A 23,736-nucleotide genomic window follows, 5' to 3' on the forward strand; every position below is an offset into this window, starting at 1 on the left:
CGCGGTCACTTGCGGCCGGGCGTCCAGTTCATGCCCCACCCGTAGACGCGGTCGACGGTCCGCTGCGGGCTCACCCCGCGCTCCGGCACCAGATAGCGCGCCTCGCGCTGGACCACGAGGTCGCCGCCGGTGTTGGTGAGCAGCGCGAGCGCGCACACGGTCGAGGGGACCGTGCACTCGTCCAGGGAGAAGTCGATCGGGGCGCCGTGCTGCGGCTGGAGGGTGACCGTGGCGTGCAGGTCGGCGAAGGACGAGGCGCCCTGGTAGATCGTCACGAAGACCAGGATGCGCCGGAAGTCCTGTTTGTGATCGAGGTTGACGGTGAGGTTCTCCCCGCTGGACACGGCACCCGTGCGGTCGTCGCCGTCGAGATGGATGTACGGGGGCCGGTTCACGGAGCCGAAGGCGTTGCCCAGCGCCTGGACGACGCCCTTGCGGCCGTCGGCGAGCTCGTACAGGGCGCACAGGTCGAGGTCGAGGTCGGACCCGCCGCGCCGGCCGCCCCAGCCCGGGAGCTGTTTGCGGACCTGCCAGTTGAGGTTGACCCGCAGGGAGCCCGAGGTGCCGCCCTGTTTGGCCAGCGAGACGGAGGGCGCCGCCTTGGTGAGCGTCACCTTGGACAGGCGCACGGGTGCGGCCTGCGGGGGCGGCGGCGGGACGGGCAGGCCCGCCGAGGTGGGCGCCGCGTGCTGCGGGAAGGGGAGACCACCGGTCGGCGGCGGAGGCGGAGGGGCCGGGGCCGGTGCGGGCGCCCGGGGGGCGGCGGGGGGCGGGGCGGCCGCGGGCGCGGCCGGCGGGGCGGTGCGCGGCACGGGCGGCGGTGCCTGGTGCTGCGGCTCGTCCACCGTGATCCCGAAGTCGGTGGCGAGCCCTTCGAGCCCGCTGCTGTAGCCCTGTCCCACGGCACGGAATTTCCAGCCGCCCTGGCGCCGGTACAACTCACCGAGCACGAAAGCGGTTTCCACCGTGGCGCCGGCGCTGTCGAACCGGGCGACGACCTTTCCGTCCGCCCCGTCCCGGACCTCGATATAGAGGTCGGGAACCTGCCCGAACGTTCCGCCGTCGGACGAGGCCGCGAGGACGATCTTCTCGATCGGGGTCTCCACGCGCGCGAGGTCGACGAAAAGGGTGTCGGTGACCCGGTCGCCGGACCGCCGCTTGCCCTCGTGCCGGACCGCGCCCGAGGCGTGTGCGGGCTGGTTGTAGAAGACGAAGTCCTCGTCGGAGCGCACCCTCCCGGCGACCAGGAGCAGCGCCGAGGCGTCCGCGTCGGGGATCCCCGGGCCTGAGCGCCAGCCCAATTCCACGCGCAGCGCCGTGGTCGGCACCGGCGCATTCGATCCTTTCGGCATTGACATGTCCGCCCCCATCATGTGTCGGCATGCCGGGCGCGCCCCGGCGGTCCCAGATCATCCCTACCCGCACAACCTATTCCCGGGGACAGCGAACACCCACGAGCGGCACAGGAAGACCCCTGGCCAACTGCCGGTAACCAGGGTGGAACTCGGCCTTTACACGATCAGAACGCTGATTGCCGTCCTTTTTTGCCGAGTTCGCTCGGATTGGGGATCCGGCGTCACTGCCGACACGGAAAACAACCCTCTTATCGGTCTCCCCAACCAGCACATCGTGGGCTTAACTTATGTGCCATGACCTCCCCCCGCTCCACCTATGGCGGCGGCTACTACTCCGCCTCCTTCCCGGACACCCCGATCTACGACTCGCTCGTGGCCGAGCGGGGCACCCCGCAGATCGCCCCGATCCGGGTGCCTCCCGCCTACGACACGCCGAGCAGCCTGAACCTGCCCGCGCTGCCGTCGGCACTGCCCGCGCTCCCCGCGGGTCCCTCCCAGCCGGCCCCCGGCTACGGCTACCCCCAGCAGATGCAGCAGCCCGCACCGCTGCAGCAGGCGCCCTCGGCGTACATCCCCCAGCAGGCGACGGGCCCGCGCGGCTACCCCGCGCAGCAGCCGCAACCGCCCCGTCCCATGATGGGCGGCACGGGTTACGAGGCGATGCGCCCGGCGGCTCCGCGCCCCGCGCAGTCGGCTCCGTACCAGGACCCGTACAACAACCAGCAACAGCAGCAGTACCGCGGCTACTGATCGGCGGCCCCTGGATGTCCGTGCGGCCTGGCACGATGGCGTCATGGGGCTTGCCGAACTGCAGTCGATCCACGTTCACCCGGTCAAGGCGCTCCGGGGGTTCTCGCCCCGGGAGGCCGTCGTGGAGCCCTGGGGGCTGGCCGGTGACCGACGCTGGGTTCTGATCGACGACGGGGGAAAGGTCGTCACCCAGCGTGAACAGCCGCGCCTCGCGCTGGCCGCCGCCGAGCCGCTGCCCGGGGGCGGTGTCAGGCTGTCCGCGCCCGGTCGCGCGCCCCTGGCGGTGCCGGTCCCGCGACCGGCGGCCATCGTGCCGGTGGACATCTTCGGCACGAAGGTGGAGGCGGTCCTGGCGGCGGAGGCCGCGCACTCGTGGTGCGCCGACTATCTGCGGACCGGCGTCCGCCTCGCGTACATGGACGATCCCGCCGTCCGCCGCCCGATCGACCCGGACCACGCGCTGCCGGGCGAGACCGTGAGCTTCGCCGACGGCTATCCGTTGCTGCTCACCACGCAGGGCTCGCTCGACGCCCTCAACTCCCTCATCGCGCTCGGCGATCACGCCGGCGAGGGGCCCCTGCCCATGAACCGCTTCCGGCCGAACGTGGTCGTGCGGGGCACCGACGCCTGGGCCGAGGACGACTGGATGCGCATCGCCGTCGGCGAGGTCGAGTTCCGGGTGACGAAGATGTGCGGGCGGTGCGTCGTGACCACGACCGACCAGACCACCGCCGAGCGCGGCCGAGAGCCGCTGCGGACGCTCGCCCGGCACCGCAGATTCGGCAACCGCCTCGTCTTCGGCCAGAACCTGATCCCCTGCTCCCGCGGCACGATCCGGGTCGGCGACCCGGTACACGTCCTCGCCTGAGCCCCCGCCCGAGCGTCCCGGGCCCGCCGCCCGCAGCGACCGCCACCTCCACCCGAACCCCCTCCTTCCACTCCGCCTCGGCCCTTGCGGTCCGTCCCCACCCGAGCGATCTCTCTCCCCCCGGCCCGCCACCTCCGCCCGGCTGTGCGATCTCCGTCTCCCGGTGGGAACCCAAGCCCGCGGCCCGGTCGTTGGGGGTGGTGAGAAGTTCATGAAAGTCCCGGCCGGGGGTGATTTCGCTCTCTCTTCGGTCGGGGTCGCGGGTGAACGGCCCGGGCGGGGGTTATCACGGAGCGGGAAGGGGGTGGTGGACGGTGCGAGTGATCCGCGGCCTGTGGTGCTGGCGGCGCAATCCGCTGCGCCGCGCGACGGACCTGGCCGAGGCCTGGGTGGCGCTGGCGGCACTGCTGCTGATCGCGGTGGCCGCGCCCGTGCTCGGCTCGCTCGTGGGCGCCGCCGCCGAGGACGCCCTCCAGCGGTCGGTCCGGCAGCAGCACCACGACCGGCATCTGGTCACGGCGACGGTCGTCCGGAAGCTGGGCGGCTCCCCGGTGGAGCCCGACCCGGACGCCACCAGCGCCCACGACACCCGCAGCCGCGTCCTCGCCGACTGGACCGCGCCGGACGGCACCCGGCAGCACGGCCCGGTGCTCACAGTCCTCAAGTCCCCGCACAAGGGCGACCACTTCGGCGTCTGGACGGACCCGCACGGCACCGTGACGGCCCGTCCGCTGGACTCCGCCACGGCGACGACGCACGCCGTGCTGGCCGGGTTCGGCGCGGCCCTGCTGACAGCGGGGCTGGTCGAGGGCGGCAGACGGATGATCGTCTGGCGCATGGTCCGTCGCAGATACGCGCGGTGGGACCAGGCCTGGGACCGGGCGGGTCCGGACTGGGGCAAGGCCGGTACCGGCAGCTGACCACCTTTTCGCCTCTGGTCATTCCACCACCTCGGCGCACGCTACGGTGGACCGGCCGAAGTGCATTCGGTATCGACCCGCGCGAGCGATCCGTACGACGAGGTGGGGGCACGGCAACGCCATGGCACAGGGCACGGTCCAGGTGACGCACACCGGCACATCGCGGTGGCGGCGCCGCACGGGTGAGTACGCGTCGCTCGCCGCCGCCCTGGAGGCCGCCGCGGACGGTGACGTCCTCACGGTCGCCCCCGGCACCTACCGGGAGAACCTCGTCGTCCAGCGCGCGGTGACGCTGCGCGGGCCCGAGGGTTCGCCCGGCTCGGTGCGGATCGCGCCCGCGGACGGGGTGCCGTTGACCGTGCGGGCCTCCGCCGTCGTACAGGACCTGCATGTCGAGGGCCAGGACGCGGCCGCGCCCGCGCTGCTCGTCGAGGAGGGCACGCCGGAGCTGCTGGACGTGCGGATCGTCACGCGGTCCGCGGCCGGCATCGAGGTGCGCGGCGGCGCACGGCCGACCGTGCGCCGGTGCACCGTGGACAACCCGGCCGGTATCGGGATCGCCGTACTCGACGGCGGTGGCGGGGTGTTCGAGGAGTGCGAGGTCGTGGCGGCCGGTCAGGCGGGCGTGGCGGTGCGCGGCGGCGGCCGTCCGCGCCTGGAGCGCTGCCGGGTGCACCACGCCTCGGGCACGGGTCTGACCGCGACCGGGGAGAACTCCTCGCTGGAAGCGGTGGGTTGCGAGATCTACGAGGTGCGGGGCTCCGGTGTGCAGGTCACCGCACGGGCCACGGCGCACCTCACCGACTGCGATGTGCACCGCACCACCGCCGACGGGGTCACCCTCGACACCGACGCGGTGCTCACCCTCGCCGACTGCCGGATCCACGACATCCCGGAGAACGCGGTCGACCTGCGCTCGCGTTCGGTGCTGACGCTGACCCGCACGACGGTGCGTCAGTTCGGGCGCAACGGCCTGTCGGTGTGGGACCCGGGCACCCGGGTGGACGCCAACCAGTGCGAGATCTTCGACAGCACCGGCGACTACCCGGCGGTCTGGGTGAGCGACGGCGCCACCGCCGTCCTGGAGTCCTGCCGGGTGCACGACGTGCCGGACGCGCTGTTCGTGCTGGACCGCGGCTCGCGCGCGGACGTCGTCGACAGCGACCTCTCCCAGGTGCGCAACACGGCGGTGTCGGTGAGCGACGGGGCGACCGCGCAGCTCGACGACTGCCGGATCCGGGACGCGGCCACCGGCGCCTGGTTCCGCGACCACGGCAGTGGCGGCACCCTCAACAACTGCACGGTGGACGGCACTCAGACCGGAGTGATCGTCACCAAGGGCGCCGACCCCACCATCGAGCGCTGCACGGTGGACTCCCCCGCGGAGGCGGGTTTCTACGTCTCGGCGGGCGGCCGGGGCTCCTTCCTGAACTGCCGGGTCACCGGCAGCGCGGGCTACGGCTTCCATGTGATCGACGGCAGCCGTTCGACGTTGCGCAAGTGCCGCACGGAGCGCTGCGCGCGCGGGGGCTACGAGTTCGCGGACGGCGGCCCGGGCACCGGCCCGGTGGTGGAGGACTGCACCAGCGACGAGAGCGGCAGCCTGCGCCAGCCCGCGGCGCCCGAGCCGGCCGTGCAGACCGCGCACCAGTCCCCCGGCCTGCTGGGCGCGATCCCCGGCCAGCGCACCACCGAGCAGGAACCGCTCCTCACCCCGGCCGCGCCCGAGGAGCCGGCCCGCACCTCCACGGCCGTCCTCGGTGAACTCGACGCGCTGGTCGGTCTGGACAGCGTCAAGCGCGAGGTCCGTGCGCTGACCGACATGATCGAGGTCGGCCGGCGCCGCCAGCAGGCCGGTCTGAAGGCCGCCTCGGTCAAGCGGCACCTGGTGTTCACGGGCTCCCCGGGCACCGGCAAGACGACCGTGGCCCGGCTCTACGGCGAGATCCTCGCCTCCCTCGGGGTGCTGGAGAAGGGGCACCTGGTCGAGGTGTCGCGGGTCGACCTGGTCGGCGAGCACATCGGCTCCACGGCGATCCGCACCCAGGAGGCCTTCCAACGGGCGCTCGGCGGTGTGCTGTTCATCGACGAGGCGTACGCGCTGTCCCCGGAGGACGCCGGCCGTGACTTCGGCAAGGAGGCCATCGACACGCTGGTGAAGCTGATGGAGGACCACCGGGACTCGGTGGTGGTGATCGTCGCGGGCTACACCGAGGAGATGGAGCGCTTCCTTTCGGTCAACCCCGGTGTGGCGTCCCGTTTCTCCCGGACCATCACCTTCACCGACTACGGCCCGGACGAACTGCTGAGGATCGTGGAGCAGCAGGCCGACGAGCACGAGTACCGGCTGGCGCCGGGCGCGTCCGAGGGCCTGGTGAAGTACTTCACGGCGATCCCGAAGGGCCCCGCGTTCGGCAACGGCCGTACCGCCCGGCAGACCTTCGAGGCGATGGTCGAGCGGCATGCGAGCCGGGTCGCCCAGCTCGCCGACCCGACCACCGACGACCTCACCCTGCTCTACGCCGAGGACCTCCCGGAACTGGCCTGATCAGTCCGCCCGGTCCACCGGCCGGGCGGCCGGCCGCGGTCCGGGCAGGTCCGGCCGCAGCCGGGCCAGCAGCCGTTCCCGTTCCACGGCGAAGTCCGGGTCCGCCTGGTAGTCGGAGTGGCCCAGGATCGGGGCGGGCAGCGGATGGCCCGGGGTACGGCCGTAGGCGAGCGGGTCCTTCAACGGGGTGTGGTCGACCTCCGGGCCGTCGGTGCCGGGGATGCGCACCGGTCCGCCGATGGGGTCGGTGAGCCGGTAGAGGTTGCGCCAGCAGGCGACCTCGCGGTGCAGGGAGCCGAGTTCGGCCGGGCCGAAGTGCGCGGGGAACCAGCGGCCGTACAGCCGCTCCAGCGGGGAGCCGTACGTCAGCAGGGCGACCCGGCTGCGCACGGACGGGGTCAGCTGCCAGGCCGCGGCGGCCGCGAGGACGCTGCCCTGGGAGTGGCCGGAGATGACCAGCCGGCCGCCGGTACGGCGGGTCCAGGTGTCCATCCGCCAGGTCAGGTCGGGCACCGCGCGCTCGGCGTAGCAGGGCGGGGCGAAGGGGTGGGCGGCGCGCGGCCAGAAGGTGCCGACGTCCCAGAGGATGCCGATGGTGCGCCGCGCGGAGGCGTCCTTGTAGGCGCGCCGGCCCCAGGTGACGAACAGTATGAAGCCGAGCCCGACCAGCCAGGAGCCGAGCGCCTGCGAGGCCTCGGCCGTGCCGTGTACGAGGGCGTACGTGCCGTCGGCGGCCGCGTCCGGCGTCTTCCCGGTGGCCAGCGCGCCCATCAGCGCCCCGGCGCCCAGTACCAGCGTGGCGGCGCACAGCACGGTCACGACGAGCGGCGTCCGGTCGGTGAGGACGGCCATGGCCCGGACCCGGGCGATACGACGGGTGCGTGCCGTGTCCTCCGGCTCCCCGCGATGGTCGAGGTCGACGGCCACCCGCTCGGTACGGCCGAGCCGCGAGGTGCGCCAGGAGAGCCAGGCGACCGCGCCGAGGAGCACCACGAGGACGGGCGGAATCACCGACGCCTGCCAGGTCAGCAGCACCGGTGGCCCGGCGAGGGAGGTTCCGGTGCCGTCCAGCCAGTCGGAGACCCGCTGGGCGACCCCGCCCGAGATCACCCCGCCCAGCGCGCAGGCCAGCAGCGCGACCGCGGGGCCGCCGAGCCCGCGCATCGCGGCGCGCGGATCGGGGAGCCGGCGGTGCAGGTCGTGGGCGACGACGCAGAGGACGATCACCAGCACGCCCTGGGCCAGGGCCAGGCCGCCGAAGGTCGTGTCCCCGGCGAGCCGCCCCACGGAGTGCCACCCCGGCCGGGACCAGCCGGCGTACAACGCGACGAGCAGCAGCAGGGCGAGGGCGCCGAGCGGCAGGCGTCGTACCAGACGGCGGTCGAGTTCCTGGTCGAGGAGGTTCTCGCTGCGGCCCCGGCGGCAGACCACCCACACCGCGGCGGCGGCCCCGACGACGAGCGCACCGGTCAGCACCCGGCCGCACGTGTCGAGGACGGCGGGTCCGCCGGTCCGGCGGTCGAAGGAGGCCGCCGGGGCGAGGATCGCGGCGGCGACGGTGAGCAGGCCCGCGGCGGTGTGGGCGGCCCGCAGCCGGGCGACCAGCCGCCGCCCGTACCAGAAGCCGGGGCTGCCGAGCGAGGTGTGGCCGGGCTCGGGGTCGACGGCCAGCGGCCGGGTGGACTCGTACGCGCTCCAGGTCCGGTGCGACAGGTACCAGAGCAGGCCGGTCAGGGCGGTGGGCACCAGCGCGGCCAGGGCGAGCCGGCGGCCGGGGGCGCTCCACCAGCCGCCGCCCGAGCCGGTGGGCGAGAGGAAACCGAGCCAGGAATGGCGGGCGGCGCAGGCGGCCGTCCCCGCGCACTGCCACGCCGCGAGGTCCAGGGCGACCTCGCAGGCAGCCGCCACCAGCAGCACGGTCAGGGTGAGCCCGGCGAGCCGGACCAGCAGGCCGTAGAAACGCACGGTCCGCGGCCGGTCCTGGGCGGCGGGGCGCATCCAGTGGGCGAGGTTGACCACCATGAACGGCAGAAGCAGCAGCCACAGGGCGCGCGAGGCGTTCCCGGAGGTCAGGTTGCACCAGACGTACGCCTCGGGCACCGGCCGGTCGCGGTAGTCGCCGGGCCGCGCCTCGGCATCGACGTCCTCGGCGCGCCGGAAGACGGCGGCCGTGTCATCACCGGTGATCCGGACCGTCCGCGCGTCGTCCAGCATCTTCTCGGGCGTGGTGCCACCGACTCCGTGCACCAGCAGTTCCAGATCGATCTCCGACCCGGCGGTCCGCCCGGCCGGACCGGCCTTCTCGACGGCGGGCCGCTCGACCGGGTCGGTGGGCGTCCCGGTGGGCCGCTCGGCCAGGGCCGGTCCCGTGGCCGTGGGGTGTTTCGCCGGGTCGGTCTTCGTGGTGCCGGGACGGGAGGCGGGCGCGGTGGCCGGCTCCGTGGCGGTGGTTGTGGGTCGGTCGGCGGGGTCGCCGAAGGTACGTTCCTGCGCGCGTTCCACTCTTTTCGCACTTCCCCCGTGACGCACCGATGGTCTCTGTCCGTGCGGGTTTCAGGATCGCCGATTTCGATGTGACGCACACCACTGGTCACGGAATCTCCCCGTTGTGTGTGACACCCGGTGGAACACGTGGTGACCGAATGACATGTGCGCACCGACACAGGGAGTAGCGCGACCGGTGTGGTCCCGTGAAAGGATGGGGCGCCCGTGCACCGGAGCCGAGCGGAATGTCCTGGTCGGAGCTGGTGCGCAGGGCGTGTCGGGCAGCTGAGGCGAGAGGACCGGAGCGTACGTGAGCGAGAACCAGAACCTCCTCGCGGAGCAGCGCCGCGCCCTGATCCTGGACGAGGTCCGACGCCGGGGCGGCGTACGGGTCAACGAGCTGACCCGCAAGCTCGGCGTGTCGGACATGACCGTGCGCCGGGACCTGGACGCGCTGGCCCGGCAGGGCGTGCTGGAGAAGGTGCACGGCGGCGCGGTGCCGGTGGTCGAGGCGAGCACCCACGAGCCGGGGTTCGAGGCCAAGTCGGGGCTGGAGCTGACCGCCAAGGAGGACATCGCCCGGGCCGCCGCCGAGCTGGTCGTGCCGGGGACGGCGATCGCCCTGTCCGGCGGTACGACGACCTACGCGCTGGCCCATCAGCTCCTGGAGGTCCCCGACCTCACCGTGGTGACGAACTCGGTGCGGGTCGCGGACGTCTTCCACGCGGCCCAGCGGGTCTCGGGGCAGCGTCAGGGCGCCGCGACCGTCGTCCTGACCGGCGGGGTGCGCACCCCGTCCGACTCGCTGGTGGGCCCGGTGGCCGACCAGGCGATCGCGGCGCTCCACTTCGACCTGCTGTTCCTCGGCGTACACGGCATATCGGTCGAGGCCGGCCTCTCCACCCCGAACCTCGCGGAGGCGGAGACCAACCGCCGTCTGGTGCAGTCCGCGCGGCGGGTCGTGGTGGTCGCGGACCACACCAAGTGGGGCACGGTGGGCCTGAGTTCGTTCGCCAAGCTGGAGCAGGTCGACACGCTGGTCACCGACGCGGGCCTGCCGGCCGCGGCGCGTGCGGAGATCTCCGAGCATCTGCGCCGGCTGGTCGTGGCGGGTGAGGCGGAGGACTGATCGCGGCGGCGGTACAGACATCTGACGGGCCGCCAGTTATCTTGGCGGAGCCGGTCAACCGCCTTCTCGGTCCTGGGGGTTCTCGCCCATGCCGCGCCAACTGCGCCCCGTGGAGCTCGAATTCGTCGAAACCGCGCCCGTACGTCTGGTCTTCGCGCAGCAGATGTCCGCACCGCCCGAGCGGGTCTTCCACGCGCTCAACGACGACGTGCCCGGCTGGGCGGAGTGGTTCGCCGCGGTGACCCGCGCCGAGTCCGTCGACGACGGTGCCGGGCGTGACATCCGGCTCAAGGGCGGCGGGTGGTTCCGGGAGACGGTCATCGCGGCCAAGGAGGCGGAGGTGTACGCCTACCGGGTGGACCGCACCAACGCGCCCGGTGCGCACGCCATCGCCGAGGAGTGGCGGCTGGTGCCGTCCGACGGCGGGACCCGTGTGCGGTGGACCTTCGCCGTGGACGGCACGGCACCCTTCCGCTTCGCGGTCAGGGTGGCGCGTGCGGGACTCGGCCGGGCCTTCCGGGGCGCGGTCACCGAACTGGACCGGCGCCTTTCGCGATAGCCGGTAGCCGCCGACGGCCGCTCAGCCCGGCCAGACGCCCGTCTCCAGCAACGAGTCGATCGCCGCCGTGTACGGCGCGATGTCCAGGCCCTGCCCGGCGAGCCAGGCGTCCGAGTAGTACTTGTCGAGGTAGCGGTCGCCCGGGTCGCACAGCAGGGTCACCACGCTCCCGTGCCGGCCCTCGGCCACCATCTCGGCGACGATCTTCAGGGCGCTCCACAGCCCGGTCCCGGTGGAACCGCCCGCCTTGCGCCCGATCGCCCGCTCCAGCGCCCGTACCGCCGCCACGCTCGCCGCGTCCGGCACCTTCATCATCCGGTCGACGGCTCCCGGCACGAAGCTCGGTTCCATGCGCGGCCGTCCGATCCCCTCGATCCGGGATCCGCAGTCGCAGGTGACGTCCGGATCGCCGGTGGTCCAGCCCTCGAAGAAACAGGAGTTCTCGGGGTCGGCGACACAGATCCGGGTGTCGCGCTGGGTGTAGTGGACATAGCGCGCGAGCGTCGCGGAGGTGCCGCCGGTGCCCGCCGTGGCCACGATCCAGGCCGGTTCCGGGAACCGTTCCAACTCCAGCTGGCGGAAGATGGATTCGGCGATGTTGTTGTTGCCGCGCCAGTCCGTGGCCCGTTCGGCGTAGGTGAACTGGTCCATGTAGTGGCCGCCGGTCTCCACCGCGAGGCGGCCGGACTCCTCGTACATCTTCCGGGAGTCGTCCACGAAGTGGCACTGCCCGCCGTGGAATTCGATGAGCCGGCACTTCTCGGCGCTGGTCGTGCGCGGCATGACGGCGATGAAGGGCACGCCGATCAGCTTGGCGAAGTACGCCTCGGAGACGGCCGTCGAGCCGCTGGACGCCTCGATCACGGGGCGGTCCGGCCGGATCCAGCCATTGCAGAGCCCGTAGAGGAAGAGCGAGCGGGCCAGCCGGTGCTTGAGGCTGCCCGTCGGGTGGGTCGACTCGTCCTTGAGGTAGAGGTCGATGCCCCAGTCCTCGGGCAGCGGGAAGCGCAGCAGATGGGTGTCCGCCGAGCGCTGCGTGTCGGCCTGGACCTTGCGGACGGCCTCTTTGAGCCAGTCGCGGTACGCGGTGTCACTGCGGTCGACGTCGAGGGTGGCGCCGGTCCGGATCTGCGGGATGGTGCTCACGGCGGGACTCCTTAGGCTGCGCGCCGACGGCGTTCGAACACGGCCGACACACCGATCATAGACACCTTGCGCACGCTTCTCACCTGCATAAACGCATCTTTGAGCGCCTCAAAGGCACCCCTGGGGCACCGTGGCGGGATCCCTTCGGGGGCGCATTGCGGCGAGTGCTCCGAGCGCCCCCTGCCCGGCGGGCCGTGCGCACTGGTGCTCGTCGCCGGGGGCGGGCAGACTGCCACCGGACGGGACGAACGTCCCGAACGGGGGCGCACACTGGATCACGACACGAGCCGGTGCACGCCGGCCGGGGCCACAAGCTTCCGGACCGGCGGCCGAGGTACTCGAAAAGGGGCGGGGCGAAATGGCGGAGCCGGAGTTCACGGCGATGGGCGTGCGGATCGACAAACGCCTGCGTTCGCTCACCAGGGCCGGGCAGGTCCGGATAGAGGACGGCAGGCTGCAGCTGCTGACGAGTTACGGCAGCGAGATCGACAGCGCGCCCGTGCAGGCGGTGCGGGCCTCCAAGCCGTGGTTCGCGTCGGAGGACCGGGCCCTGGCCGACCTCAACGGCCAGCGCTACTCACTCACTCTGGGTGACCACGATCCGGCGCCGGGCGAGCCCGGGCCGCCCGCGGCGCGCCGCTTCATCGAGGCGGTACGGCGGGCCGCGGGGCGTGACCGCTGAACCACGGCGAGTTGCGGGACCGTACGCGCTGGGTCACGCTTGTCTCACGTCACTCTGGGTTTACCGGCGATAACGCTGCGAACCAGCCCGCCGGCCACGACAGCAGGCGGCCCCATGGACGGCGGCACCCTGCTGGATTCGTTCTTCGTGTTCTTCCGGACCTCACGTCGGGGAGTCGCAGTCGTGATCGAACACCCAAGCAGACACTGCTCGGTGGAGCTTCAGGCTTTGCCCTCGCGGATCGGCCAGGTCCGCAGAATCGTATCTGCGCAGTTGCGTTACTGGCGTCTGGACCCGCTCATCGACCGGGCCGCGCTCGGTGTGACGGAGTTGCTCACCAACGTCCACCGGCACGCCCAGCCCGACAAGAACTGCACCGTGGAGATCGAGCTCCAGCTCGACCGGCTCACGGTGTCGGTCCGTGACCACGATCCGCGTCTTCCCGTGGTCGAGGACGGCACGGAGACCGCGCCGGACGCGACCTGCGGGCGAGGCCTGGCGATGGTGGCCGCGGTCAGCGAGAGCTGGGGCGTACGGCCGCACGACGACGGCAAGGTCGTGTGGTTCACCCTGCCCGCGCCCAAGCCGGCCCGCCCGGCGCGCCGTACGGCCGAACCGGCCGCCCGCCGCATCGTCGGACCGGAACCCGCGACCTCGACTGCGCCCTCTCCCGTACGTACGACGGCACCCGCGCCGAGTCCCGCGCACGCGACGGCCGGACCCCCGGCCCCCGCACACGCTCACGCGACGGCCGGATCCTCCGCCCCCACCCCCGCCCCGGCGGCCGTCGGCACCCCCGTCGTCGCCCCCGCGACGGCGGTCGCTCCGGCCCCCGCACACGCTCCCGCCCGCTCGGCTGTCGCCAGTTGAGCGGGCGGTGAGCCTTGTTGTTCGCCGGCGCTACTCCGTGGCGATCGCTCGCAGCACGTCCAGGCGGGCCGCTCGCCGGGCCGGGCGCAGGCCCGCGAGGGCGCCCGCCGCCAGCCCGACCAGCGCCACGACCGCCAGCCGGCCCGGCGGGAGGGCGAAGGCGAACGCGGTGTCGCTCGTACCGTCCGAGGCCCTGACCAGGACCCAGCCGAGGAAGGCGCCGAGGCCCAGTCCGCCGGCCGTGCCGAAGGCGGCGACCAGGACCGACTCCCAGCGGACCATGGCGCGCAGCTGGGGGCGGGTCTGGCCGACGGCCCGCAACAGGCCGAGTTCCCGGGTGCGTTCGTGGAGGGCCAGGGTCAGGGTGTTGGCGATGCCGAGCAGCGCGATGAGCACGGCGAGCGCGAGCAGCGCGTAGACGAGGGTGAGCATCATGTCGATGCCGCCGGCCGAGGACTGCGCGTACTCGTCGCGGGTCTGCACCCGCGGGTCGCCGTACCGTGCGGCCACCCGGGTCACCGCGGCCTTGCCCGCGTCGGCACGCACCCCGGACCTGAGGGTGACGGCCACCAGGGTGTCGGAGTCCTGGATGCGGTGCGGGGCCCAGGCGGCACGGGTGATGACGTAGTCGCCGGCGAGTTCGGACCGGCCGTAGACCGCGCGGACGGTGAAGTCCTGCTCCTTGCCGTCGGTGAAGGTGAGTCGGGCGGTGTCGCCGGTGCGCAGGTGCTGCCGGTCGGCCTCGGTCCGGGTGACGGCGATGCCGTCGGTGCCGAGCCGGGTGAGCGAGCCCTGGACGGTGCCGAGGTCGAAGGTGCGGGCGAGGGCGGCCGGGTCGGTGACGGTCAGCGCGCGTCCCCGGCCGTCGACCTCGGCGACCCCGCGGCCGAGTCCGACGGCGGTGTCCACCTCGGGCAGCCGCTGGACGGCCGGGGCCAGCCGGGGGCTGAGTCCGCTGCCACCCGCGCCGAAGGACGGGTTGCTGACGGCGAGGTCGCCGGCGAAGGACCGGGAGACGGTCTGGTCCATGGTGGCCTTCAGGGACGCGCCGAACACGGTGAACAGCGAGACCACGGCCACCCCGATCATCAGCGCGCTCGCGGTGGCGGCGGTCCGCCGGGGGCTGCGCAGCGCGTTGCGCCGGGCGAGGCCGCCGGTCACTCCGCGCAGCCGGTCCAGGGGGCCGCCGAGCAGTCGTACCGTCGTGGTGGCGGCGACCGGGCCCAGGACCACGAAGGAGACCAGGGCCAGCAGGGCGCCGAGTCCGGCGAGCCAGACGGACGGTGAGACGAGGACGCCGGTGAGCGCGAGGGCGACGGCCAGCGCGCCGAGGCCCGCGCCGAGCACGGCACGGAGGCCGGACGCGCCCGAGGAGTCGACGGCGGTCTCGCGCAGGGCGGCGAGCGGTGCGGTGCGTCCGGCGCGTACGGCGGGCAGCAGCGCGGAGCCCAGGCAGACGACCACTCCGACCGCGAGCGGGAGGGCCATCGAGAGCGACTTGATCACCAAGTCGCCGCCGGGGAACGGGAATCCGATCGCCGGGAAGAGTGCCTGCAGCCCGGCCGCGACCCCGATGCCGCCCGCGAGTCCGGCGGCGGACGCGGTGACCGCCACCACGCTCGCCTCGGTCAGGGTCGACACGGCCACCTGGCGGCGGGCGGCACCGAGGGCCCGCAACAGGGCGTTCTCACGGGTGCGTTGGGCGACGACGATCGCGAAGGTGTTGTGGATGGAGAAGGTCGCGACGAGCAGGGCGACCCCGGAGAAGACCAGCAGGAAGGTGGTGAAGACGGTCAGGAACTGGCTGGAGATCATGTCGGTGTTCTCCTGTGCCGCCTGCCGGCCGGTGATGGCCTCGACTCCCCTGGGCAGTACGGGAGTCAGCCGGTCGACCAGTTCCTTCTGGCCGACACCGGGACCGGCCCGGACCAGGATGGAGGCCGCCTCGCCGGGCTTCGCCGTGAGGTACTTCTCGGCGTCGGCGCGGGTCATGCCGGTGAAGGTCACCTGGGCCATGCCGTCCTCGCCGCCGAAGGTCGCGAGGCCGACGATCGTCACCTTCACCGGGTCCGGGGTGCGCAGCACGGTCGTGTCGCCGATCCTCAGGCCGCCCTTCTTGGCCGCGCCCCGGTTGACCACGACCTCCCCGGACCTGGCGGGGGCGCGGCCCTCCGCGATCCGGTAGGAGTTGAGCTCCGGGTCGGTGATCCAGTTACCGGCGAGGGTCGGCGGGCCCTTGCCGCCGACGGGTTCGCCGTCGGCGCCGACCAGCTGTCCGGCGCCCTGGATGTCCGGCGCGGCGGCCGCGACGCCGGGCACCCGTGCGACGGCGTTCACCAGGGACGTGGGGACGGGCTGTCGTACCCCTTGTGCCTCGCCCGGTGTGGTGATGGCGTCGGCGCCGCGCACCACTGCGCCGGTGCCGCTGGTGGCCTCGCCGAACATCGAGTCGAAGCTCGCGCGCAGGGTGTCGCCCATGACCAGGGTCCCGGCCAGGAAGGCGACGCCGAGGAAGACGGCCAGGAAGGTGCCGGCGAACCGGCGCCGGTGGGCGCGCAGGGAGGACAGGCTCAGCCGTACGGAGGCGTTCACGACCGCACCTCGAAGGCCTTCATCCGGTCCAGGACCGTGTCGGCGGTCGGGGACTGCATCCGGTCGACCAGCCGCCCGTCGGCGAGGAAGACGACCTCGTCGGCGTGGGCGGCGGCCACCGGGTCGTGGGTGACCATGACGACCGTGCGGCCGGTCCGCCGTACGGTGTCGCCGAGCAGGCCGAGGACCTCGGCGCCGGAGCGGGAGTCGAGGTTGCCGGTTGGCTCGTCGGCGAAGACGACCTCGGGGCGGCCGGCGAACGCCCGGGCCACGGCGACGCGTTGCTGCTGGCCGCCGGAGAGTTCGGAGGGGCGGTGGTGCAGCCGGTCGCGCAGTCCGACGACGTCGACGAGCGCGTCGATCCACTCCGGGTCGCCGCGGCCGCCCGCCAGGTCCAGCGGCAGGGTGATGTTCTCCGCGACGGTCAGCGTCGGCAGCAGGTTGAACGCCTGGAAGACGAAGCCGACCCGGTCGCGGCGCAGCAGCGTCAGCCGCCGGTCGTCGAGCGGGCCCAGCTCGGTGTCGCCGATCCAGGCGGCGCCGGAGGTGAGGGTGTCGAGGCCGGCCGCGCAGTGCATCAGGGTGGACTTGCCGGAGCCCGAAGGGCCCATGATCGCGGTGAAGCGGCCCTCCGGGAACGCCACGTCCACGCCGTCCAGGGCGCGGACGGCGGTGTCGCCACCGCCGTACACCTTCACCGCGCCCACGACCCGGGCCGCGGCCCGTACCGCTGTCGTCGTGGTCATGCCGCACCGCCCTTGCCGAGGCGGCCGAAGTGCTCCTCCAGGACGGACAGGCGGCGCCAGTACTCGTCCTCGTCGATCTCACCGGCGGCGAAGCGGCGGCCGAGGACCGCGAGCGGCGAGTCGCCGGCCGGACGGCCGGCGTCCATCGGGCGCCAGGGACCGCCGCGTCCGCGCCAGACGGTGCGGCGCAGGACGGTGACGGCGCCGATCACGACGGCCGCCCAGATCAGCGGGAAGAACAGGATCCACGGGCCGGGCCCGCCGTCCCAGTTCGCCAGGGTCTGCATCTCGGTTCAACTCCCTTGTCAGAGGCTCGGGGTGTGCTGCATCGAGACTGACCGCGGGGCCGGGTCCGGGTCGTCGTGCGGCCGGCGGCAGTGGCCGTACCTCCCGGGGAGTACACGGGCCGACGGCGCCTGCTCCCAGCCGGACCGGCGGACTCACGGACCGGCGGACTCACGGGCTGGCGGACTCACGGGCTGGCGGGCTGTACCTACTAGTATGTACAGTGCTCGCATGAGCACGTCGGAGCGGTTGATCGAGTCCACCCGTGAGCTGCTGTGGGAGCGGGGTTACGTCGGCACCAGCCCCAAGGCGATCCTGGAGCGCGCCGGAGCCGGCCAGGGCAGCATGTACCACCACTTCACGGGCAAGCCGGACCTGGCGCTGGCCGCGATCCGGCGGACCGCCCGGGAACTCCTGGCCACCGCCGAGGGGGTACTGACCGGGCCGGGCACGCCGTACGAGCGGATCGAGGCGTATCTGCTGCGGGAGCGTGACGTACTGCGCGGCTGCCCGGTCGGCCGGCTGACCATGGACCCGGACATCATCGCGAGCGACGAACTGCGGGCGCCGGTCGACGAGACACTGGACCGGATCCGGGAGTTGATCGCCGGAATCGTCGAAGAGGGCAAGACACAGGGGCAGTTCGGGCCCCAGGTGGACGGCGAGGAGATCGCCGCCACCGTCCTCGCGACCGTGCAGGGCGGCTACGTCCTCGCCCGCGCCTCCGGTTCACCCGCCGCGTTCGACGCCGGCGTGCGCGGACTGCTGTCTCTGCTGAGGAGTTGACCTACGTGCACATCACCAGGAACCGCCCCGACACCCGGCAGGGCCCGGCGGAGAACTTCACCGGCACGGTCTGGCTGGACGAGGTGGCCGCGCCCGCCGCCCCGTCCCGGCTGCGGCTGTTCAACGTCCACTTCGCACCCGGCGCCCACACCGCCTGGCACCGGCACCCGCACGGCCAGGTGCTGCACGTCCTGGAGGGCGAGGGGCTGGTGCGGCGCAGGGGCGGCGAGGTGGCGGCGATCCGCGCGGGCGACACGGTGTGGATCGAGCCGGACGAGTGGCACTGGCACGGCGCCGGTCCCCGCACCTTCATGACGCATCTCGCGGTCGTGGAGGCCGCGCAGGACGGCACGACCGTCGAGTGGCACGAGCACGTGACCGACTACCCCGCCTGACCCGGCCTGCGAAGGGAACCGCACCATGCACGCCATGCAGTACGAGTTCGTACTCCCCGCGGACTACGACATGGGCATCATCCGTTCCCGGGTGACCCGCGTCGGGCACCTCCTCGACGACTGGCGCGGCCTCGGCATCAAGACGTACCTGCTGCGCGAGCGCGGTGTGCACGGCTCACCGGTGAACCAGTACGGGCCGTTCTACCTCTGGAACACCGTGGAGGGAATGAACGACTTCCTGTGGGGAGGCGCCTTCCAGGGCCCGGTAGACGACTTCGGACGGCCGCGGATCCGGCAGTGGACGGGCCTGGCGTTCGAGGAGGGCACCGCCGCCGGCTCCCCCGCCTCGCTCGCCGTCCGGCGGCGCCAACCAGTGCCTGAGGGTGTGGAGTTGGCCGCGTTCATGGCGGAGGCCGCGGCCGAGACCGGGCGGCTGGCCGCCGAGGACGGTGCCGTGCTGGCCGCGTCCGCCGTGGACACGCACACCTGGGAACTGGTCCACTTCTCGCTCTGGGAGCACGACGCGGCCAAGGCCGAGGGCGACGTCTTCCAGGTGCTGCACCTGTCGCAACCGGGGCGTGCCGGGCTGCCGCGCGGACGGCAGTGGTGAGCACGGTCCGTACGGTCCTCGGGGACATCCGGCCCGAGGACCTGGGCGTGTGCGACGCGCACGACCACCTCTTCCTCCGCAGCCCCGGGCTCCCGGGCCAGGAGCTGAACGACGCGAGCGCCGCGCGGGCCGAACTGGAGGCGTTCCGGGCCGCGGGCGGGGCGGCCGTCGTGCAGTGGACCCCGTACGGGATGGGACGGCGGGCCGCCGACCTGCCGCTGCTCTCCCGCGCTGCCGGAGTGCACCTGATCTGCGCGACGGGACTGCACCAAGCGGCCCACTACGCCCCCGAGTTGCTCGACCGGCTGCGCGGCGGGCTCGCCGGCCTCTTCGTCGACGAACTGACCCGGGGCATCGGCACCTCGGGAGTGCGCGCCGGGCTCATCAAGGTGGCGAGCGGTTTCCACGCCCTCGACGCCCACGCCCGCTGGACGATGACGGCGGCGGCCGAGGCACACCGCGCCACGGGTGCGCCGATCGCCGTCCACCTGGAGCTGGGCACCGCCGCGCTGGACGTACTCGACCTGCTCTGCGGGGAGTTGGGCGTCCCCGGCGACCGCGTGATCCTCGGCCACCTCAACCGCTCCCCCGACCTCGTCCTCCAGCGCGAGGCCGCAGCCTCCGGCTGCTGGCTCGCCTTCGACGGCCCCTCCCGCGCCCATCACGCCACCGACTGGCGCATGCCGGAAGCGGTGCGCTCCCTGTCCGAGGCCGGCTTCGGGGACCGGCTGCTGCTGGGCGGCGACACCGTGGTGGCGGGCGCGCGATCCGTGGACGGCGGTCCCGGCATGCCGTATCTGCTGCGGCGGGTGCGGCCGCGGCTGGTGGCGGAGTTGGGCACGGAGCAGGTCGACCGGATCCTGACCGCCAACCCGGCCCGGGCATTCGCCGTGGAAGGGCGTTAGGCGACGAAGACGCCGCCCCAGGGGGTGCCGTGGGGTCTGCCGGTGCGGCTGGATCGGGCCTGGGCGTTACTGCAGCGCCCCCAGCGGGTCGTCCAGGACCGGCTGCCAGGCCAACTCGGCTGCTCCGACGAGGCTGTTGTGGCTCAGGGTGCACGGCAGGATCGGGACGCCGCCGCTCTGGCCCCACAGGCTGCGGTCGGCGACGACGGCGCGCAGTCGTTCCGGGTCGGCGTCCAGGAGGGTGCGATGCAGGCCGCCGAGGATGATGCGGTCGGGGTTCAGGATGTTGACCAGTCCGGCGAGGCCCAGGCCGAGGCGGTCGATGAGGGCCTCGGCGGCTCTGCGGACCGTCGGGTCGTCGTAGTGGTCGCGGACCAGGTCCTCGGCCTGCCGGAGCAGCGACACCTCGGGGCCGGGCTCGCGGCCCGCCTCGACGAGCAGCGCCAGCGGATCCGCCTCGACATCCAGGCAGCCCCGGCTGCCGCAGTGGCAGGGGCGGCCCTCCGGGTTCACGGTGAGGTGGCCGACCTCCAGGGCGAGCCCTGAACTCCCCGTGTGCAGACGGCCGTCCAGGACCAGCGCGCCGCCGACGCCGCGGTGCCCGGTGGCCACGCACAGCAGGTCCCGGGCGCCCCGGCCGGCGCCGTGCCGGTGCTCGGCGAGCGCGGCCAGGTTCACGTCGTTGCCCGCGAACGCCGGGCCGGTGATCCCGGCCGCGCGTACGCACTCCGCGAAGATCCGGCGCACCGGCGCGCCCACCGGCCAGGCCAGGTGGAGGGGGTTGAGGGCCAGGCCCTCCGGTTCGGCGACGGCGGACGGCACGGCGAGTCCGGCGCCGACGCAGCGGCGGCCGGTCGTGCCGAGCAGGTCGGCGCCCGCCTCGACGACCGAGCCGAGCACCTTCGCCGGGTCGGCGTCGACCGCCTCGCAGCCGGGCGCGGTCGCGACGATACGGCCGCCGAGGCCGACCAGCGCCGCGCGGAAACCGTCCGCGTGGACCTGCGCGGCCAGCACGACCGGGCCGTTCTCGGCGACCTCCAGGCGGTGCGAGGGCCGGCCCTGGGATCCGGCGGCGGCGCCCGGGTGGGCGTCGACCGTGATCAGGCCGAGCGCCTCCAGTTCGGCGGCGACCGCGCCGGCGGTGGCCCGGGTGACGCCGAGTTCGGCGGTGAGCACGGCGCGGGTGGGGGCGCGGCCGGTGTGCACGAGTTCCAAGGCGGGGCCGAGTGCGCCGCGTCCTCTGTCCAACCTAGTCTTCGAGGTGGTCCCTTCCCCCGCGGGCCGGGGGTGTGCCTTGCCGCTCATGAGGGGGAGTCTGCCATGATCCGTAGTGTTGAACAGAGTCGGTGCGTTGTGGCTGGTCGCGCAGTTCCCCGCGCCCCTGACGGGGCGCTCCAGCCAGGACGCTTCAAAAGCCACTCACCCTCAGCGTGACGTTCAGGCGGCCGGTCAATCCCAGCCCCGCCGGTCCTGTACCCGGGTACACCCTCGGCACCCCGTGATAGGCGAGCCTCGACTCTCCACCGAACACGAACAGGTCGCCCGACCTCAGCTCCACGTCCGTGTAAGGCCTCCCCCTGCTCTCCGTGTTGCCGAAGCGGAACACGCAGGTGTCTCCCAGGCTCAGCGACACCACCGGCGCGGGGGAGCGTTCGTCGGCGTCGCGGTGCATGCCCATGCGGGCGTCCGCGTCGTAGAAGTTGATCAGTGCGATGTCGTACGACAATCCGCCGACCGCCGCCGGGCCGAGCGCGTCGGTCACCGCGCGGCGGGCCAGGTCGTCCAGCCAGGCCGGGAAGGGCTTCACGGGGCTGTGGTCGCCGTCGACGACGGTGCGGGCGTAGGCGTAGGGGTACCAGTGCCAGCCCAGGCAGACCTGGCGGGCGGTCATGGTGCCGCCGCCGGGGGTGCGGACCGTGCGCAGGCCCGCCGGGGGCCGGGCCCAGTCACGGCAGGCGGTCAGCAGCGCGCGCTGCTGCTCCGGGTCGAGCCAGTCGGGGACGTGCACGGCGCCCGGCGCGAGGGGGGCGCGCGCCCTCGGGAACAGCTCATCCTCCATGCCCCCATCCTGCCCGACCGGGTCTGAGCTGGGGCTCCGCTAGCCTGGACCCACGATGAGCGACCGTATGACGACTGCGTGGGGCGAGTTCGAGCTGTCCCGCTTCCCCGAGGATCCGCGCGACCGGCTGCGTGCCTGGGACGCCTCCGACGCGTATCTGCTGAGGCATCTCGCCGCGGAACGCACCGGGCTGTCCGGCACGGTCGTGGTCCTCGGCGACCGCTGGGGCGCGCTGGTCACGGCGTTGGCGGAGCACCGGCCGGCCCAGATCACCGATTCGTACCTGAGCCAGGAGGCGACCCGGGCGAACCTCGCGCGCGCGGGGGTCGAGCCGGGTGCCGTGCAGCTGCTCATCACCCAGGATCCGCCGCCGGAGCGGGTGGACGTGCTGCTGGTACGGGTACCGAAGAGCCTGGCCCTGCTGGAGGACCAGCTGCTGCGGCTGGCGCCCGCCGTGCACGCGGACACGGTCGTGATCGGCACCGGCATGGTGAAGGAGATCCACACCTCGACGCTCCGGCTGTTCGAGCGGATCCTCGGACCGACCAGGACCTCGCTCGCCGAGCAGAAGGCCCGGCTGATCCACTGCACGCCGGATCCGTCGCTGACGCGCCCGGCCAGTCCGTGGCCGCACAGCTACGCGCTCCCGGAGGGTATCGGGGCGGTCTCCGGCCGTACGGTCGTCAACCACGCGGGCGTCTTCTGCGCCGACCGTCTCGACATCGGTACGCGGTTCTTCCTCGCGCACCTGCCGGCGGGCGGCCGGCGGATCGTGGACCTGGGGTGCGGCAACGGGGTCGTCGGTACGGCGGTGGCGCTGGCCGATCCGACGGCCGAGGTGCTGTTCGTGGACGAGTCGTTCCAGGCGGTGGCCTCGGCGGAGGCCACCTACAAGGCCAACGGGGTGCCCGGGCACGCCGAGTTCCGGGTCGGGGACGGGCTGGCCGGGGTCGCGGACGGCAGTGTGGACGTGGTGCTGAACAACCCGCCCTTCCACTCGCACCAGGCGACCACCGACGCGACGGCGTGGCGGATGTTCAGCGGGGCGAAGCGGGCGCTGCGGCCGGGTGGTGAGCTGTGGGTCGTCGGCAACCGGCATCTGGGCTATCACGTGACGCTGCGCAGGCTGTTCGGCAACAGCCTGCTGGTCGCCGGCGACCCGAAGTTCGTGGTGCTGAAGGCGGTCAAGCGGGGTTAGGCCCCAGGACGCCGATGATCCTGGCCACCTCGTCGGCCATCGCCTCCCTGCCGACGCCGAGGTACTTGCGGGAGTCGACCGCCTCGGGGTGGTCGGCGAGGAAGCGGCGGATCGAGGCGGTCATCGCCATGTTGAGCGCCGTGCCGACGTTGACCTTGGCGATGCCGCCCGCGACGGCGGCCACCAGCCCCGCGTCCGGGACCCCGGAGGAGCCGTGCAGGACGAGCGGGACCGGCACGGCGGCGGAGAGCCTCGTGAGCAGTTCGTGGTCGAGGGCGGCGGTGCGGGTGGTCATGGCGTGCGCGCTGCCGATCGCCACGGCCAGGGCGTCGACCCCGGTGCCGGTGACGAAGGCGTGTGCCTGGCCGGGGTCGGTGCGGGCGCCGGGTGCGTGGGCGTCGAGCGGCGGGCGGCCGTCCTTGCCGCCGACCTCGCCCAACTCGGCCTCGATCCACAGGCCCTGGGTGTGCGCCCAGTCGACGGCGGCGGCGGTCGCGGCCAGGTTCTCGGCGTACGGGAGCCGGGAGGCGTCGTACATCACGGAGCTGAAGCCGGCGCCGGGCGCCTGCCGGAGCAGGTCGTCGCTCTGGACGTGGTCGAGGTGCAACGCGACGGAGACGGCGGCCCGTTCGGCGGCCGCGGTGGCGGCGCGGGCCAGCGGGAGGAGGCGTCCGTGGCGGAACTTGACCGCGTTCTCGCTGACTTGGAGGACGACGGGTGCGCCGGCCGCCTCCGCGCCGGTGACGACGGCCTCCACGTGTTCCAGGGTGATGACGTTGAACGCGGCGACGGCGGACCGGGCTTCGGCGGCCCGGGTCAGCAGCTCGCCGGTGGCTGCGAGGGGCACGG

21 protein-coding genes and 1 pseudogene are annotated in these 23,736 nt (G+C 73.4%); 13 read left to right on the plus strand and 9 right to left on the minus strand.

Annotated elements, in window-relative coordinates:
- Positions 1-5: 5 nt before the first annotated feature.
- Positions 6-1,370 carry a TerD family protein gene (locus ACIPSJ_RS45890; RefSeq protein ID WP_401355460.1) on the minus strand — a complete coding sequence of 455 codons (1,365 nt, stop codon included), beginning with the start codon at positions 1,368-1,370 and terminating at the stop codon, positions 6-8.
- Positions 1,371-1,649: 279 nt separating this feature from the next.
- On the opposite strand from ACIPSJ_RS45890, the gene ACIPSJ_RS45895 reads away from it, so the two are divergent.
- The 4 genes from ACIPSJ_RS45895 (at position 1,650) to ACIPSJ_RS45910 (ending at position 6,441) form a co-directional block, all read left to right on the plus strand.
- Positions 1,650-2,105 (plus strand): DUF6643 family protein, encoded by a 456-nt coding sequence (locus tag ACIPSJ_RS45895; protein ID WP_355726666.1) that lies wholly within the window; start codon positions 1,650-1,652, stop codon positions 2,103-2,105.
- 43 nt (positions 2,106-2,148) lie between these two features.
- Positions 2,149-2,973, plus strand: coding sequence for an MOSC domain-containing protein (locus ACIPSJ_RS45900; protein WP_401355286.1), 825 nt, complete (start codon positions 2,149-2,151; stop codon positions 2,971-2,973).
- Between the two features lie 314 nt (positions 2,974-3,287).
- Positions 3,288-3,893 carry a hypothetical protein gene (locus tag ACIPSJ_RS45905; protein ID WP_401355289.1) on the plus strand — a complete coding sequence of 202 codons (606 nt, stop codon included), beginning with the start codon at positions 3,288-3,290 and terminating at the stop codon, positions 3,891-3,893.
- Positions 3,894-4,014: 121 nt separating this feature from the next.
- On the plus strand, positions 4,015-6,441 hold the full coding sequence (locus ACIPSJ_RS45910; protein WP_393546740.1) for a right-handed parallel beta-helix repeat-containing protein: 2,427 nt from the start codon (positions 4,015-4,017) through the stop codon (positions 6,439-6,441).
- On the opposite strand, the gene ACIPSJ_RS45915 is transcribed toward ACIPSJ_RS45910, so the two are convergent.
- Positions 6,442-8,706 carry a hypothetical protein gene (locus ACIPSJ_RS45915; protein WP_401355462.1) on the minus strand — a complete coding sequence of 755 codons (2,265 nt, stop codon included), beginning with the start codon at positions 8,704-8,706 and terminating at the stop codon, positions 6,442-6,444.
- A 529-nt stretch (positions 8,707-9,235) separates the two neighbouring features.
- Between ACIPSJ_RS45915 and ACIPSJ_RS45920 the strand changes: the two genes are divergently transcribed.
- The gene (locus ACIPSJ_RS45920; RefSeq protein WP_359221996.1) at positions 9,236-10,054 is read left to right on the plus strand and encodes a DeoR/GlpR family DNA-binding transcription regulator; all 819 of its coding nucleotides are present in this window, start codon (positions 9,236-9,238) and stop codon (positions 10,052-10,054) included.
- 88 nt (positions 10,055-10,142) lie between these two features.
- A complete protein-coding gene (locus tag ACIPSJ_RS45925) occupies positions 10,143-10,613 on the plus strand; it encodes an SRPBCC family protein (protein WP_401355292.1) in 471 nt (156 codons plus the stop codon).
- A 21-nt stretch (positions 10,614-10,634) separates the two neighbouring features.
- Here the strand turns inward: ACIPSJ_RS45925 and ACIPSJ_RS45930 are convergent, their stop codons facing one another.
- A complete protein-coding gene (locus ACIPSJ_RS45930; protein ID WP_401355295.1) occupies positions 10,635-11,759 on the minus strand; it encodes a PLP-dependent cysteine synthase family protein in 1,125 nt (374 codons plus the stop codon).
- Between the two features lie 358 nt (positions 11,760-12,117).
- On the opposite strand from ACIPSJ_RS45930, the gene ACIPSJ_RS45935 reads away from it, so the two are divergent.
- Positions 12,118-12,441, plus strand: coding sequence for a hypothetical protein (locus tag ACIPSJ_RS45935; protein ID WP_355721680.1), 324 nt, complete (start codon positions 12,118-12,120; stop codon positions 12,439-12,441).
- 183 nt (positions 12,442-12,624) lie between these two features.
- Positions 12,625-13,030: pseudogene (locus tag ACIPSJ_RS45940) on the plus strand (ATP-binding protein); the annotation flags it as partial.
- A 311-nt stretch (positions 13,031-13,341) separates the two neighbouring features.
- Here the strand turns inward: ACIPSJ_RS45940 and ACIPSJ_RS45945 are convergent.
- From ACIPSJ_RS45945 to ACIPSJ_RS45955, 3 genes are read right to left on the minus strand one after another with little or no spacing between them, the layout of a single operon-like run.
- The gene (locus ACIPSJ_RS45945; RefSeq protein ID WP_401355298.1) at positions 13,342-15,903 is read right to left on the minus strand and encodes an ABC transporter permease; all 2,562 of its coding nucleotides are present in this window, start codon (positions 15,901-15,903) and stop codon (positions 13,342-13,344) included.
- Entirely contained in the window at positions 15,900-16,649 is a 750-nt protein-coding gene (locus tag ACIPSJ_RS45950; RefSeq protein ID WP_359221991.1) for an ABC transporter ATP-binding protein, read from the minus strand. The genes ACIPSJ_RS45945 and ACIPSJ_RS45950 overlap by 4 nt, the downstream gene beginning before the upstream one ends.
- A complete protein-coding gene (locus ACIPSJ_RS45955; protein ID WP_401355301.1) occupies positions 16,646-16,936 on the minus strand; it encodes an SHOCT domain-containing protein in 291 nt (96 codons plus the stop codon). The genes ACIPSJ_RS45950 and ACIPSJ_RS45955 overlap by 4 nt, the downstream gene beginning before the upstream one ends.
- A 229-nt stretch (positions 16,937-17,165) precedes the next feature.
- On the opposite strand from ACIPSJ_RS45955, the gene ACIPSJ_RS45960 reads away from it, so the two are divergent.
- The 4 genes from ACIPSJ_RS45960 to ACIPSJ_RS45975 are packed head-to-tail and all read left to right on the plus strand — an operon-like array spanning position 17,166 to position 19,630.
- A complete protein-coding gene (locus ACIPSJ_RS45960) occupies positions 17,166-17,720 on the plus strand; it encodes a TetR/AcrR family transcriptional regulator (RefSeq protein ID WP_401355304.1) in 555 nt (184 codons plus the stop codon).
- Between the two features lie 5 nt (positions 17,721-17,725).
- A complete protein-coding gene (locus tag ACIPSJ_RS45965) occupies positions 17,726-18,115 on the plus strand; it encodes a cupin domain-containing protein (RefSeq protein WP_401355306.1) in 390 nt (129 codons plus the stop codon).
- Positions 18,116-18,140: 25 nt separating this feature from the next.
- The gene (locus ACIPSJ_RS45970; RefSeq protein ID WP_401355308.1) at positions 18,141-18,725 is read left to right on the plus strand and encodes a DUF4865 family protein; all 585 of its coding nucleotides are present in this window, start codon (positions 18,141-18,143) and stop codon (positions 18,723-18,725) included.
- Positions 18,722-19,630: a phosphotriesterase gene (locus ACIPSJ_RS45975; protein WP_401355311.1), complete on the plus strand. Its 909-nt coding sequence runs from the start codon at positions 18,722-18,724 to the stop codon at positions 19,628-19,630. Before ACIPSJ_RS45970 ends, ACIPSJ_RS45975 begins: the two co-directional genes overlap by 4 nt.
- Positions 19,631-19,696: 66 nt before the next feature.
- Here the strand turns inward: ACIPSJ_RS45975 and ACIPSJ_RS45980 are convergent, their stop codons facing one another.
- Both ACIPSJ_RS45980 and ACIPSJ_RS45985 read right to left on the minus strand, forming a co-directional pair.
- Positions 19,697-20,935, minus strand: a complete 1,239-nt coding sequence (locus ACIPSJ_RS45980) for an ROK family protein (protein WP_359221983.1) — start codon at positions 20,933-20,935, stop codon at positions 19,697-19,699.
- Positions 20,936-21,038: 103 nt separating this feature from the next.
- On the minus strand, positions 21,039-21,689 hold the full coding sequence (locus ACIPSJ_RS45985; protein ID WP_401355313.1) for an alpha-ketoglutarate-dependent dioxygenase AlkB family protein: 651 nt from the start codon (positions 21,687-21,689) through the stop codon (positions 21,039-21,041).
- A gap of 67 nt (positions 21,690-21,756) precedes the next feature.
- Between ACIPSJ_RS45985 and ACIPSJ_RS45990 the strand changes: the two genes are divergently transcribed.
- Positions 21,757-22,887, plus strand: coding sequence for a methyltransferase (locus ACIPSJ_RS45990; protein WP_401355315.1), 1,131 nt, complete (start codon positions 21,757-21,759; stop codon positions 22,885-22,887).
- On the opposite strand, the gene ACIPSJ_RS45995 is transcribed toward ACIPSJ_RS45990, so the two are convergent.
- Complete coding sequence (locus tag ACIPSJ_RS45995) at positions 22,874-23,734, minus strand: ketose-bisphosphate aldolase (protein ID WP_401355317.1); 861 nt, start codon at positions 23,732-23,734, stop codon at positions 22,874-22,876. The two genes, ACIPSJ_RS45990 and ACIPSJ_RS45995, sit on opposite strands and share 14 nt — an antisense overlap.
- Between the last annotated feature and the right edge of the window lie 2 nt (positions 23,735-23,736).

It is taken from the genome of Streptomyces sp. NPDC090088 (assembly GCF_044747345.1).
Lineage (GTDB): Bacteria > Actinomycetota > Actinomycetes > Streptomycetales > Streptomycetaceae > Streptomyces.

Bases quoted from the DNA above. Each gene is read 5' to 3' on its own strand.
- ACIPSJ_RS45970 (WP_401355308.1), top strand. From the start codon at position 18,141: ATGCACGCCATGCAGTACGAGTTCGTACTCCCCGCGGACTACGACATG.
- ACIPSJ_RS45890 (WP_401355460.1), bottom strand. From the start codon at position 1,370: ATGGGGGCGGACATGTCAATGCCGAAAGGATCGAATGCGCCGGTGCCG.
- ACIPSJ_RS45985 (WP_401355313.1), bottom strand. From the start codon at position 21,689: ATGGAGGATGAGCTGTTCCCGAGGGCGCGCGCCCCCCTCGCGCCGGGC.
- ACIPSJ_RS45950 (WP_359221991.1), bottom strand. From the start codon at position 16,649: ATGACCACGACGACAGCGGTACGGGCCGCGGCCCGGGTCGTGGGCGCG.
- ACIPSJ_RS45895 (WP_355726666.1), top strand. From the start codon at position 1,650: ATGACCTCCCCCCGCTCCACCTATGGCGGCGGCTACTACTCCGCCTCC.
- ACIPSJ_RS45990 (WP_401355315.1), top strand. From the start codon at position 21,757: ATGACGACTGCGTGGGGCGAGTTCGAGCTGTCCCGCTTCCCCGAGGAT.
- ACIPSJ_RS45955 (WP_401355301.1), bottom strand. From the start codon at position 16,936: ATGCAGACCCTGGCGAACTGGGACGGCGGGCCCGGCCCGTGGATCCTG.
- ACIPSJ_RS45935 (WP_355721680.1), top strand. From the start codon at position 12,118: ATGGCGGAGCCGGAGTTCACGGCGATGGGCGTGCGGATCGACAAACGC.
- ACIPSJ_RS45900 (WP_401355286.1), top strand. From the start codon at position 2,149: ATGGGGCTTGCCGAACTGCAGTCGATCCACGTTCACCCGGTCAAGGCG.
- ACIPSJ_RS45980 (WP_359221983.1), bottom strand. From the start codon at position 20,935: ATGAGCGGCAAGGCACACCCCCGGCCCGCGGGGGAAGGGACCACCTCG.
- ACIPSJ_RS45910 (WP_393546740.1), top strand. From the start codon at position 4,015: ATGGCACAGGGCACGGTCCAGGTGACGCACACCGGCACATCGCGGTGG.
- ACIPSJ_RS45925 (WP_401355292.1), top strand. From the start codon at position 10,143: ATGCCGCGCCAACTGCGCCCCGTGGAGCTCGAATTCGTCGAAACCGCG.
- ACIPSJ_RS45960 (WP_401355304.1), top strand. From the start codon at position 17,166: ATGAGCACGTCGGAGCGGTTGATCGAGTCCACCCGTGAGCTGCTGTGG.